Below are 13,365 nucleotides of genomic sequence, written 5' to 3' on the forward strand. Positions count from 1 at the left end.
CTTTTTTTAAATAATTTTTTGTTGTAATTTTCATTAAAATTTAAGAAAACAGACCTTTTCTTGATTTTAGCTAACAAATAGACTGTATTGATGAAAAGTAATTAACCTAGATCTTGTTCAAAGGGAACTGATCTTTATTTACCCATTATTAACAATTATGAAAAAGTCACCATTAGGACTGTTCCTTCTCCTTAGTTTTTGTGCTTTAGGAAGCAAAGCACAAAATTTAATAAATCTCAACGAATGGGTAACCGGCAGCGGAAGCATTACTGGCTTTTCGTTAAATGGGCTTGTCTCCGAAAATGAGCGCGAATGGGGAATAGGTCCATTGGGTACTCAGGTAGTGCTTTGGACTGCCAAACCGAGTGGCGACCAAAATGGCGATGGTGGCTTTGTGGCACCTACGACTGCCATTAATAACCAGAAAGCCTATCGTTATACCATATGGCTCAAGAAAACAAATTCGACGGATGGTTATAGTTATCTAGGTTGTGAGGCTGGGGTAAATAACCTGGACGGAAGCGCAAATAACAATCCTTATTTTTGGTATGGTGATCTGCCCGAATTGAACCGATGGTATTTATTGGTCGGATACGTGCATGGTTCAGGAGATGCTTCTACAGTAAGCTCAGGTGGAATTTATGACGCTGTTACAGGTAAGAAGGTCGTTTCGATAACCGATTTTAAATTTCCGACGACAGCAACTTCAACTCGTCTGAGAAGCTTTCTATTTTATGATCCAAATGTCAACGACAGACAGTATTTCTATGGGCCAAGGCTGGAAGAAGTCAACGGCAATGAACCAACGATAAGTGCGCTCTTGGGTAATCCGGTAGGCGCGGGTGATTTTTATTTTTCGGGAAAAGTCGGTATCAAAACTCAGACACCGGGAGATTACGACCTCGCTGTCAACGGAAAGATCCGCAGCCAGGAAATAAAAGTGGAAACTGCGGGATGGGCAGACTATGTCTTTGAAGAAGATTATAAACTACCATCTCTGGAAGAAACTGAAAAATTTATCCAAAAAAACGGTCATCTTCAGGATGTTCCTAAAGCAAGTGAAGTTGAAGCTAACGGTATCTTATTGGGCGAGATGAATAAAATCCTTTTGAAAAAAATAGAGGAGTTGACCCTACAAGTAATTCAATTGAATAAGACTGTTCAGCAACAGGATAAAGATATTAAAGATTTAAAGGCTCAAAAATAAAGACATATAATTAATTATTAAAACCTGATTAAACTGATAGATATGAGAAGAAAACAAAGTGTAAGGGTAGCTTATAGGATTTTATTATCCCTATTTATCATTGGAAGTCATCTCATAGCGATTGGGCAAAGCCCTAACATTAGCGGAGTAAAAGATGGATTCGATAATCTGTTCGCTTCTCCTACAGCCAGCAGTCTAGGACAATATGGAGGTATAAATGTTGGTTTAGCATCGGGCACTGCTAATAAAACTATCGACCTATACAATTTTGTTCAAGGCTCACTGCAAGTTCCGCTGCAATTAAGCTACTCCAGTAATGGATTACGCGTAAACGAAAATGGCGGAGTCGTAGGTACCACTTGGAAAGCAAATATTGGAGGTGTGATTCGTCGCACTATTATGGGTGAAGACGATGAACGGAATACTACTCCTCTACCAGCTACTTTCAACCCTTATGGTATGGATCAACAAACACTTAATTATGTGAGGGGTATGATCAGCTATGGTATCAATGCAAGTTCCTACGATGGTGAGCCTGATATTTATAGCTTTAATTTTGGAACCTACTCAGGTACTTTTATATTCGATCAGAATAAAAATGTCATATTACTAAGTTACAATGGAATAAAAATAAAAAGAATCTCGCAAAGAACTTTTGAAATTTATACACCAGATGGAGTGAAGTATGAATTTGGAAATAATTTTGTTGAGACAACTTATAAGATGGGTAATGGTTGTGGTAAAGTTTTCGCAAATCAAACTAATACAGCTTTTTTTTTGTATAAGATCACTCATCCTGACGGAACAGTCATAAATATGTCCTACCAAAGTGATCGTTATTCTTACGCAGTCGGCGTGAACGAAACGCAAACTTATAGAATAGACAATATTCCTCAAACTGTACCGTGCAATTCGGGTGAGCCCCTCAATACAACTACAAATTGTGCTTCTTTAATGTCTACAGCGACCTATCTATTGACGGAGATTAATTCAAATAGTGGTAAGGTGGCACTGAGTTATATGGATCATAATGCTGCAGATGGAAAAGTACTTCAACGTATTAAAGTGTATAATAATGAATCTATTAAACCATTAAAGCAGATAAATTTTATTTATCTAGATCATACGTCGATTGCGCGCTTCAGTGTAGTTAATCAAAATCTTCAGAATCGTACAAATCTTGGGCATAGAAGTTTCTTAACAGAATTGCAATTTATTGATGAAAGTGAAAATATTGATTCAAAATATAAGTTTGTATATCAAAATCTTAATGATTTGCCGAGTAGATTTTCCAATAGTCAAGATTATTATGGTTATAATAATGGAAAATCCAATACAACGTTGATTCCTCCGCCTAAAAATAAATTTTGGGGTCAATATTTTAACTATGCTACAGCAAACCGAGATCCAGATGGAGTATATGTTGGAGCGGGTATGCTTTCAAAAATAATTTATCCAACAGGAGGTCAGGACAGTTTAATTTATGAAGCTAATACTGTATGGAGAGATTATATTATTCCAGGGAATTATACATCTGTCAGAGTGGATGCACAAGGAATAGGTAATTTAGGTACCGGGACAAATACATCCGGAATTTTTACTGTTCCATTTAGCCAAAGAATAAAATTTCAAATTTCGTGCGATATTACAGCGACAGATGGCCCCTATCCAGGAACAGGTCGGGTAACACTATTGAAAAACGGAGCAGGTCAGGTAACCAATAGTGTTCAAGCTTATCAAAATTCAAGTTTTGAAGCGGATTTAGATCCGGGTTATAATTATCAGGTTAAGGTTGAAGCTGGAAAAGGCAATTTCGTCTCAGCTTCGGTCCAATTTAATTATCAAATCACACCCGATGTAAGGTCCTTCAAAAATCAGAATAGCGGTGGGGTTCGTATTCAAAAAGTTATTACGAAAGAAAACGGAAATACATACGAAAAGAAGTACAGTTATCATAAAGTGGATGATCCTGATAAGAAATCTACTGGATCAGTAAGTTTTGAACCTATTTATGAGTGGCATATGAATGGTATTTATCGCTGTGAAGTTTCAGACCCCGTGGGTCAGATTTCTTATTTTGGCCTGTACGAAAAACACATCTTGCAATCTAATCCGATTTTTGGGTATGCTTTATATGACTCTGCTCCTCAGTATTATTCGGATGTAATTGAGGAAAATAGTCAGGATAATAGTGGTACAATTTATTCGTTCATGGATTATCCCAATGCAAGACCATTGCTTTTTCGAGGACAGGAATTTAACGCACCATGGACTAGCAATGCTAATTTTAATGGGCTGGAAATGAGTCGGCTTGTATTTAAATATTTAAATGGACAACGTATTCCAGTAAAGAGTGTGTTGACTTCTTATAAACAAGACGAAAGAGTACTGAGAACATATAGGGCATATGTTGTAAACGAACGTTATCTTAGCTTTACTAACCCTAATACTGACTGGGAGCCTTTGGACCTTATGGGTTATGATCATAATCAAGGATGGATTTATCCTGATACCATTCGGACAAAAGATTATGCAACTAATGGAGTTGATTTTAATGAAACTGTGGAGGCTTTTTTCTATGATAACCCAACAAATGCATTACTGTCTCGCCACACTATTCTCGATGGCAAATCGAATAGACTTGTTACCCATACATTGTATCCAAATGATTATGCCCCTGGTACTTCTTTCATTGACAATATGGCCTCAAACTATATCACGGGGCTTCCGATTGAAAGTATAACGTATCGAGATTTAGGTACGGTAAAAAGTATTGTTTCGGGAACAATTAACAAATATCGTCCAGGAGGCAGAGGCCTTATCGAGTCTCGACAGGCCCTATCCTCTATTAATCCTGTGCCGCTTAATATGTTTAAATTCAGTAATCGTTCCTTAGGAACACAGCCTCCATTGGGAAGCCCGGCTATATTTGGCGCTGATACTCGATATTCAGATGAAATTAAGATACTTTCTTACAATTCTTTTAATAAGCTGCAAGAACTTAAAAAATTAGAGAATCCTACTACTGTTTACCTTTGGGGCTATAGAGGTCAATATCCTGTGATGGAAATCAAGAACGCGACCTATGCAGAAGTTGCAACGGTACTTACACAAACAGTTATTGATAATTTAAATAACAGTAGTCAAACGGAAGCAGCGATGGAGACATTGATCAACAATGCCGCGGATAAACTACGCACAAATCTACCGCATGCCATGGTCAATAGTTATACCTATCGGCCGTTTGTAGGTATGACAAGCAAGACTGATCAACGTGGAATAAAAGAAACATACACCTATGATGGTATGCAACGCCTTCAAGCGATTCTAGACCACCTGAATTTTGTGAATAAGGCCACTGATTACCACTATAGACCCAACTAAGCTTACAAGTTATGAAAAAGAATCTTTTAACACTGATATCAGTACTCGTCGCGGGATCTATTCATGGACAGACCCTTGTGGACAACCTTACCCTGAGTTCCTATAGTAACCAGACGACTATCCAGGCAATGAAGAGCATAACGCTTAGCAATGGCTTTTATATTCCAGTACAGCCAGCAGGTAAAACTGTTACGATCAGTATTGCTGGTTTTCAGAACATTCTCAGTAATCCTACAGCAACCCAGAATTATGTCCTGACACGGACGTTTCGGGATACGGTAAAGCTTGCGCAATTGGCCAACCAGCGTACCATTGGTCAGGAAAATCAGAGCATCCAGTACTTCGACGGGCTGGGCAGGCCTAGCCAAACGGTGCAGCTGATGGCCAGTCCAACGTATAAGGATATTGTCCAGCATATTGAATATGACGGGTTTAGTCGTGAGTCGACGAAGTATTTGCCCTATGGCGAGAAGTCAGGCAACGGTAGTTTCCGGGCTTCGGCAAAATCGACACAGTCGGATTTTTACAAAGATGGTGTAGGCTGGGATGCCGCGGTGGTAAAGACAGCGAGCCCCTATGCGGTCACGGTCTTTGAGAACAGTCCGCTGAACCGTGTGCAGCAGCAGGGTGCTCCGGGTGTACCCTGGCAGCCGGTTGCGAACCGCAACAACGTAACCGCCAGTACCGATTCCGGCCGTACGGTGGTAAGCGATTATGGGACGAACGGGACCAATGATGTGCGGCTGTGGACAGTCAACAGCACCGGAGCCACAGCAGGGTATTATACTGCTGGCAAACTCTATAAAACGGTGATCAAAGATGAGAACTGGGTATCGGCAAACGGAAAGGGCGGTACGGTGGAGGAATATAAAGATTTCGAGGGGCATGTCGTGCTTAAGCGGGTCTGGGAAACAGATACCAAGAAACTGGAAACGCAGTATGTGTATGATGACTTTGGAGACCTGCGGTATGTGATCCCGCCGGGCTTCCCGGCTGCGACCACCACACTGACCGAGGCCACCAGTGGTGATTTCCATGAGCTGGTGTATGCTTACAGGTACGACGAAAAGCGAAGGCTAGCTGAAAAGAAAATCCCGGGCAAGGGCTGGGAATGGCTAGCGTACAATGCCAATGATCAGGTTGTACTTTCGCAGGATGCCGTACAGCGCGGACTAGGGAAATGGAGTTATACAAAATACGATGCATTTGGCCGTGTTGTACAGACGGGGCTATATAGCAAGACCTTTGCGAGCCAGTCCGCGGCACAGACCGATGTGAACACGGTAAGCAAATATTGGGAAGACCGGGTCGGTACAGCAGCTTATACCAATCAGGCCTATCCCAAGACGGGGCAGTCACTGCAATCGGTGAATTATTACGATGATTACGGATTTACCGGAGGAAATACAGCCAATCTGCAGCCACTGAATATTACCAAGAGTACCAAGATTAAAGGACTTCTAACAGGTACGATGGTATGGAAGGATGACCGTTCAGACTCGATGTTGACTATCAGTTATTATGATGACTATGGACGTGTGATCCAAAGTGTTGGTCGTAACCATTTGAACGGAACAGACCGTGTGACCAATGAATACAATTTTCCAGGTCAGGTGGTCAGGAGCACGCATGTGCATACACCGTCCACGGGAGCGGTGGTGACTATTATCACGACCAATGAATATGACCATGTGGGCAGACTGGTACAGACCAAGAAGAAAGTCAACGGACAGGATGAAGTGATCCAGAGCAGGCTCGCCTACAACGAGATCGGTCAACTGAAGACCAAGTCGCTGCACAGTGAGAACGGCGGCAGCAACTTTATGACCAATATCGGCTATGCCTACAATGAGCGGGGCTGGCAGACAAAAGCAAGCTCGGCACAGTTCACCTCGCAGCTGAACTATAATGTGAATGGTACAACGGTGCTGGGTAACGCCCAGTATAATGGCAATATCGTGCAGCAGCTGTGGGGCTATGCTGCTACAACAAACAGCACATTTAACTATGCTTACGATGCGCTCAACAGGTTGAAGAGTGGAGTGAGTACAGGTACGGTGATGAGCGAGGTATTGACATACGACGATATGGGCAATATCAAAACACTGGTCCGTGACAATGGCACAGCGATTACGTACAACTATAACAATACCAATAAGAGCAACAGGCTGGAAAGTCTTTCAGGCGGGGTAACAGGCTCTTTCACTTATGACCTGAACGGAAATGCGACCAAGGACCGTACAGGAATGACCCTGAGCTACAATTACCTGAACCTGCCCAAAACAGTGACGGGCACAGGTAAGAACATTGCCTACACCTACGATGCATCGGGTGCTAAGCTGAACCGCAAATCTACAGTTGGAGGTATCACAACTGAGCAGGACTATATCGGTGGTATTGAATACAGCAAAGCTAGTGGAGCAAATCCATTGATCGAACGTATTGCAACAGAAGATGGCTTCCTGTTGAATAGTTCAGGAAATTATAGTTACTATTACAATCTGACAGATCACCTGGGAAATGTGCGTGTTGTACTCAAGAAAGATGGTCCCGCCACAGCTCCTGTTGCCACAGTGATGCAGAAGCAGGATTATTATCCATTCGGAAAGACGAAATCTATTGCAACCAGTATCAATAATAAGTACCTTTATAATGGCAAGGAGATGCAGACTGACTTGAATGGCGGGACGCATACTTTGGGAGGTTCTTATGTATTGGAAGGACAGCTGGATTACGGGGCAAGGTTCTACGACGCTGAAATAGGTCGGTGGAACGTGGTGGATCCGAAAGCAGAACAAGGAAGAAGGTTATCTCCATATAATTATGCGTTCAATAATCCGATACGATTTATTGATCCCGATGGGATGTGGCCGGACGATCCGCCACCATTTGACATAAATGATCCTTTTGGCAATGGAATGTCATTTGTCGAAAATCTTTATTGGGGCGCTCGGGACGCAATTACTTCGGCCGCTGTAACTGCAACTACTTACGTACAATCTTTGGTTACGGATCAGCCAGTTCAAGAAATTCAATATACTTATTCTGAGAATGGAAGGAGTGGTGCTCTTGCCAATGTTTCTGGGAATAAGCATGTTGCCACAGCGTTATCATTAGTAAATGCCGCGGCCTCTTTACCTGTTGGAGGGGGCAATGGTGCGCTTTTAGCTAAGACGCCAGGAACGGCATCTTCTGTAGTTAAATCGGCCACGGAGATTTTAAAAGATAATAAAGCGGCAGGAAAAGTTGGGGAGAACTTTTTAAATGATATATTTGGTGGTACGCCTCAAAAATATTTTCCGACAACAGAAGGAGGAAGGTTTGTTGATAATTTCGTGAAAACGACAGCTCAAGAATCAAAAGTTGGAAGAACACCCGCAAGTTCTCGAATAAAAACACAGGTCGCGAAAGATGCTGCTTTGTTGAAAGATGCTAATAGTGGAGTGAAGAATGTTGAGTGGCACTTTTTTCAAGGAAAGACGGGAACGGGACCTACTAATAATTTAGAGAAATTATTAAAAGATTCAGGTATTAAAATTTTTAAATATTAACAATGTTATATGAGTTATCCTTTGTTTATACCTCCAGAAAAATTCTTTGGTACGAAGAATTTTGAATGGTCTTTAAAAGAAGCAAAAGAATATTTTAATTGGTTTATGTCAATTAAAGAACGGAGGTTAGAGGAATTTCTTAAATATTTGTCTATTGATAGACATGATGTTGGTATATTGGGAAATAAAATGTTTGATTTATTGTTTGAAAATGAGTTTTCGACGGTAACAGAAGGTGGGGAACTTGATCTGACAAATTCAGGTTTTGCCTTAGCTGCTGATGCTTCATTATTTATATCGGACTATATTTTATGGAAGTACGATGGAAAAGTACATTGGGGTATAGTTAAAAGGCCCAAAAGTGCAGTTTCTTATCATCTGCCTGCATTATTTGGGTTTTCAAAAATGCCATACGTAGAATGTATGCGGGGGGGGGTTGCCAATGCTAGATCTATTCTATGGGGGGAGAGTGATAAGGATATTTGGAGAAAAATGACAGAACTGGATTATCTTTTTTCTTAAAATAATACGGCCCAATCCGATAGGATTGGGCTTCTTAGTATCTACAAAGCGGCGATGCTCTTCAGCTTTGCTGCTTTGATAAAAGCGTTAATAGTTGCGAAAATATGCGCCCTGTTCTCCTCATCGAGCCCCTGTACCTCTTTTAACAGCTTAAGCATCTCGTTGTCGATCTGCTCATACTCGCCGTTCTTGACAAGATAGTCGAGTGTTACACCCAGTGCCTCGGCCATCTTTGCAGCCACATCAATGGATGGTATGTTCTCGCCTCTTTCGTACTTTCCTATAATGTCTCCGGAGGTACCGACTTTCTTGCCGAGTTCCCCCTGTGTCATCTTTTTCTGTTTGCGTGCAAACGCTAATCTGTCTCCAAAAGCCATAAATACTTCTTTTTTATGAGTTATTATTGAATAATATTCAAATATAGCCAACGTATATGTTAGATAAAAATCAAATAGTTCTTGATAATAAACTTTGTATATGTTAGATTTGTGAGGTATAGGTCGTATAAAACTTTTTAAAAAAAATATTATGGCATCACAGACAAGACAAACGACATTACAGAAACGTTACCGCAAAAGCGGTTACCGTTATGGGGGCGGCAGGGTCGTTCCCGAGCTCCGGCTATCGGGTGTATGGTTGGAAGAAATGGGCTTTACCGGAGGCCAGAAGGTGGATATCACGGTCAGCAGGGACAGGCTCATCATAACAAGGGGCAATGGGTAAGCTGATCACGGACAACCCCGAACTGCTGCTGTACACGGAATCCGGCCTTCATGTCACGGTACTGGGCGACATCAAGCTGACAGGGCTCGACCGCCTGCGCGTGACGTTGAAGATCACACTGGCCAGCAAGACGGAGAAAACCTACCGTCATAACCTTGACCTGTACAACGGTATCCAGTGCGGCCAACTGGTGGAACGTACGGCAGAGATATTGGATAGGGCGGAATCAGAGGTTACGGCATTGATAGCAAACCTGACCACGGCACTGGAAAACTACCGTAGTGAGCGTCTGGAAGAAATGAGCCCAAGCAGGCCGAAAAGAAAGAGCTGACCGAAAGCGAGCGCAAAGAAGCCTTGAAGTTCCTGAAATCGGCGAACCTGATCCAGCGTACCAAAGAAGCGATAGCGGCGAGCGGCGTGATCGGCGAGGAAACGAACGCGCTGATCGCCTTTCTGACCTATACGAGTAGAAAACGCCACGTATCCTTGCACCTGATGTGCCTTGGTGCAAGCGGCACGGGCAAGACCTGGCTGCAGGAAAAGGTGAGCGAACTGATGCCGGAGGAGGACAAACTGGAGATCACGACGCTCAGCAGCAATGCCTTCTACTACTTCGGGCGCGAGGAGCTCAAGCATAAACTGCTATTGATCGAAGACCTCGACGGTGCTGAATCGGTACTGTATCCACTGCGTGAACTACAGAGCAAGCGGCGTATCAGCAAAACCGTAACATTGAAGGACAATAAGGGGAACCTAAAAACGGTGACGCTGAACGTGGAGGGGCCTGTGTGCGTGAGTGGCTGCACGACGCGTGAAAAATTGTATGAGGACAATGCCAACCGCTGCATACTGCTCTATATGGACGGCAGCAGCGAGCAGGATGGTAAAATCATGGAATACCAGCGCCTATTGAGCGCCGGGCTTGTTGACGAATCTGCCCAACACAAAATAAAGCATACGATCAAGAACGTGCAACGTATGCTGCGACCGATCAGCGTACGCAATCCCTACGCCACCTACCTGCAATTGCCGGAATCGGTGTTCAAACCGAGGAGGACAATGCTTTTACTGCTCCTGTTCACCGAGACGGTAACCTATTATCACCAGTACCAGCGACCATTGAAAACGGATGAATCGACGGGCGAACAATATATCGAGAGTACGCCGGAAGACGTGGAAACTGCTTTTACATTACTGGAAACCACGCTACTGAAAAAGAGCGACGAGCTTAGCGATGCCTGCCGGGGCTTCTTTGAAAAGCTGAAAGCCTACCTGAAGGAACTTGATACGGACAGCTTCCACAGCCGTGATGTACGCAGTTCATTGCGGATCAATCCCAGCAACCTAAAACGTTACCTGAACGAATTGGACCGTATGGGTCATATCCGTATCGTCAAGGGCAACCGCTATAAAGGCTTTGAATATAAAGTGCAGCAATGGCAGGATATGGAAGATCTGGAGGGCAGTACGCGCTCGCTTATCGAGGGAGTCCTTACGGAAATCAGATCGCTTTCAGTGGACCGTAGTCCATCAGTGGTCCAAGCTGCAAATGGACCACTCAACAGTCAGAAAACCAGTAAGAAAGGAGCAGTAGTCCATGGCAAGTGAAAAACACAAGGTAACGGACTTTTATAAAAGCCTGAATCCACTGTACAAAAGGCTTGTAGCGGGCTTTAGTGAATGGCAACGGATATTGAACTATGAGAAGACCAGCCAGAAGGATATGCCCAAAATGGTGGCGGAGTTCCTGAGTTACATGCAGGACAACCAAATTACCGATCCTGCTAACATCACCGAGACCCTTCTTCAAAATTATTACGGTTACCTTGAGCAAAGGCCGAACAGGCTGAGGGTCGGCTCAATATCAAAAAACTACATCCGCAAACAGCTGCAGGCGATCCGTCGGTTCGCCCGTTACCTTGGCGAGAGCGGCCACGAGAGCTTTGCCGTAAACATCAAGATGACGGGCAGGAGCAGCAATGTCAGGGATATCCTGCTGCCCATTGAAATTGCGGAACTCTATGAGCATACCACGGACGATCCGCTGGGCTACCGTGACAGGGCAATGCTGGCGCTGTACTACGGCTGTGGCCTGCGCAAACAGGAGGGCCTATCGGTGAACGTTGAAGATGTACAGCTGGAAAAAGAGCTGCTGCTGGTCAGAAAGGGCAAGGGTTATAAATCACGCTATGTGCCACTGAGCAAACAGAGCATCAGATACTTATCTGGTTACCTGCTTTATGGCCGTCCGTTCCTTAATCCACAAAAAAACGAAAAAGCCTTTCTTCTGGGACTGGGGGGACGCCGTTATACGAATGCCTTTGGCCGACTGCAGGTGCTGTGTCACCGTGCCGGTATCAGCAAGGTTATTGGTGTACATACCCTGCGCCACAGTATCGCTACGCACCTTTTGCAGTCTGGTATGCAATTGGAACATATCCAGCGGTTTCTAGGCCACAGCAGTCTAGAAAGTACACAGATCTATACGCATATCATCAATGGACTTTGAAGCATATCTCAAGGGTGAAAAGCTGAAAGAAAGCACCATAGCCCAGCATGTGCTGTATGTGGGCTACTTTCAGCTATGGTCTGATAAAGAGGGTTTAACCTTACAACAGACTAGTCAAAGGGAGGTACTGGACTTTATCGGCCATCAAAAGACGGAAGGCCGGAGCGTCAACCAGCTGAACCGGATATTGCTGTCACTTCGTTACTGGTTCAGTTACCTGAACAAAAGGAATATCGTAAACAGCAATCCTGCCTCGGGGTTGCAGGTAAAAGGAGCGGTAAGAAATGTGCCTACAGGGTTACTGGAGCGAAACGAGCTGGATAATCTCTATGAAAGTTATACCGCAAAAGACGACCGTACCTACCGTAATAAAACAATGCTCGGCCTGCTCGTCTACCAAGCCCTGACGCTGGAAGAACTGGAAAAGCTAAGGCCTGAAAATCTCAAACTACGTGAAGGTAAGGTCACCATACCCGAAACCACCAACAATGCCGGACGTACCCTTGATCTAAAACCCTTCCAGATCCTCGACCTGCAGGAATATATCCTGGTAATCCGTCCAAGGATACAAAGTCAATCAGAAAGATTGTTCACAGGACGTAACGACCTTGAAAAACTCAAGAACACGCTATTGCATCTATGCTATGCCCTTAAAAGAATCAATCCGAAAGTAAAGCATGCTACCCAGATCAGGCAGAGCGTGATCACCGAATGGCTGAAGGAAAAGGGATTGCGGCAGGTGCAGTATATGGCCGGCCACCGCTATGTCAGCAGTACCGAACGTTACCTGACGACGAACCTCGAAGACCTGCGGGAAGCTCTGAACAAACACCATCCCCTTAAATAACCGGTAAATCCATCTTTAAATAATAATCCCACCGCACGGCTTACCCTTCTGCAGCGTGGCGGCGGAAACATTGCACAACCCGACCCGCCGGCACATTGCCGCTATATGCGTCAAAGAGCCGTCTTAGATCCCGGTTCCACCGCCCCAGATGCCCGAAGCTAAGTAACATAATGGGTCATTATAGTACCTAAAGGCAGCTATAATGCCATTATATTAAATAGCCCCACGGCGATCGCTCATTTGCACACCTCCCTCCGGTCAGGCAGTGTGCGTGCCTGCGGCAGCATGGCTATTGTATATTGGGGAGTCTTCCACTCCCCAAACCCCTGGGGAACCTCCCGGCGAGAGAACGGGCCGCACAGAATCCAGCGCGCATGCCAAAGCCCATTCCATCGCCGGAAGGCCGTCCTGTAGGCGCCCAATGTCGTCAGGGGTTCGGGGTGATCTTCTGTTAGGCCACCAAGAGCAGGAGAAGGTAGGCCTGTCAAGGGAACGTGGAATAAAGCGGAATGTAATGAGCATTTATGCCGCGAAAGCCCTTTACTGGCCTAAACTTCGGAGGCTACATTTGCTGTAACAGATGAACAGACCAACCGTAAAATACCACTTGCAGAAACCAAAC

At 44.2% G+C, this 13,365-nt stretch carries 11 protein-coding genes; 9 read left to right on the forward strand and 2 right to left on the reverse strand.

The features are described 5' to 3' along the window. Positions 1-157: 157 nt before the first annotated feature. Genes AAH582_RS06550 through AAH582_RS06565 form a run of 4 tightly spaced genes read left to right on the forward strand, consistent with a single transcriptional unit; the run spans position 158 to position 8,664 of the window. The gene (locus tag AAH582_RS06550; RefSeq protein ID WP_343321597.1) at positions 158-1,207 is read left to right on the forward strand and encodes a hypothetical protein; all 1,050 of its coding nucleotides are present in this window, start codon (positions 158-160) and stop codon (positions 1,205-1,207) included. Between the two features lie 42 nt (positions 1,208-1,249). Next, positions 1,250-4,591, forward strand: a complete 3,342-nt coding sequence (locus AAH582_RS06555) for a hypothetical protein (RefSeq protein WP_343321598.1) — start codon at positions 1,250-1,252, stop codon at positions 4,589-4,591. An 11-nt stretch (positions 4,592-4,602) separates the two neighbouring features. Further along, a complete protein-coding gene (locus AAH582_RS06560; RefSeq protein WP_343321599.1) occupies positions 4,603-8,142 on the forward strand; it encodes a DUF6443 domain-containing protein in 3,540 nt (1,179 codons plus the stop codon). Positions 8,143-8,151: 9 nt separating this feature from the next. Then, complete coding sequence (locus tag AAH582_RS06565) at positions 8,152-8,664, forward strand: hypothetical protein (RefSeq protein ID WP_343321600.1); 513 nt, start codon at positions 8,152-8,154, stop codon at positions 8,662-8,664. A gap of 41 nt (positions 8,665-8,705) precedes the next feature. Here the strand turns inward: AAH582_RS06565 and AAH582_RS06570 are convergent, their stop codons facing one another. Continuing rightward, positions 8,706-9,041 carry a helix-turn-helix domain-containing protein gene (locus AAH582_RS06570; protein ID WP_343321601.1) on the reverse strand — a complete coding sequence of 112 codons (336 nt, stop codon included), beginning with the start codon at positions 9,039-9,041 and terminating at the stop codon, positions 8,706-8,708. 151 nt (positions 9,042-9,192) lie between these two features. Between AAH582_RS06570 and AAH582_RS06575 the strand changes: the two genes are divergently transcribed. Genes AAH582_RS06575 through AAH582_RS06595 form a run of 5 tightly spaced genes read left to right on the forward strand, consistent with a single transcriptional unit; the run spans position 9,193 to position 12,743 of the window. Then, entirely contained in the window at positions 9,193-9,387 is a 195-nt protein-coding gene (locus AAH582_RS06575) for a SymE family type I addiction module toxin (protein WP_343321602.1), read from the forward strand. Further along, complete coding sequence (locus tag AAH582_RS06580; protein ID WP_343321603.1) at positions 9,380-9,718, forward strand: hypothetical protein; 339 nt, start codon at positions 9,380-9,382, stop codon at positions 9,716-9,718. Before AAH582_RS06575 ends, AAH582_RS06580 begins: the two co-directional genes overlap by 8 nt. Positions 9,719-9,741: 23 nt before the next feature. Further along, positions 9,742-10,995, forward strand: coding sequence for a hypothetical protein (locus AAH582_RS06585; RefSeq protein WP_343321604.1), 1,254 nt, complete (start codon positions 9,742-9,744; stop codon positions 10,993-10,995). Next, on the forward strand, positions 10,985-11,896 hold the full coding sequence (locus AAH582_RS06590; RefSeq protein WP_343321605.1) for a tyrosine-type recombinase/integrase: 912 nt from the start codon (positions 10,985-10,987) through the stop codon (positions 11,894-11,896). The genes AAH582_RS06585 and AAH582_RS06590 overlap by 11 nt, the downstream gene beginning before the upstream one ends. Then, entirely contained in the window at positions 11,886-12,743 is an 858-nt protein-coding gene (locus AAH582_RS06595; protein WP_343321606.1) for a tyrosine-type recombinase/integrase, read from the forward strand. Before AAH582_RS06590 ends, AAH582_RS06595 begins: the two co-directional genes overlap by 11 nt. A gap of 258 nt (positions 12,744-13,001) precedes the next feature. On the opposite strand, the gene AAH582_RS06600 is transcribed toward AAH582_RS06595, so the two are convergent. Then, the gene (locus AAH582_RS06600) at positions 13,002-13,265 is read right to left on the reverse strand and encodes a hypothetical protein (protein ID WP_343321607.1); all 264 of its coding nucleotides are present in this window, start codon (positions 13,263-13,265) and stop codon (positions 13,002-13,004) included. Between the last annotated feature and the right edge of the window lie 100 nt (positions 13,266-13,365).

Origin of the sequence: Sphingobacterium multivorum (assembly GCF_039511225.1) — a bacterium.
In the GTDB taxonomy this organism is placed as follows: domain Bacteria; phylum Bacteroidota; class Bacteroidia; order Sphingobacteriales; family Sphingobacteriaceae; genus Sphingobacterium.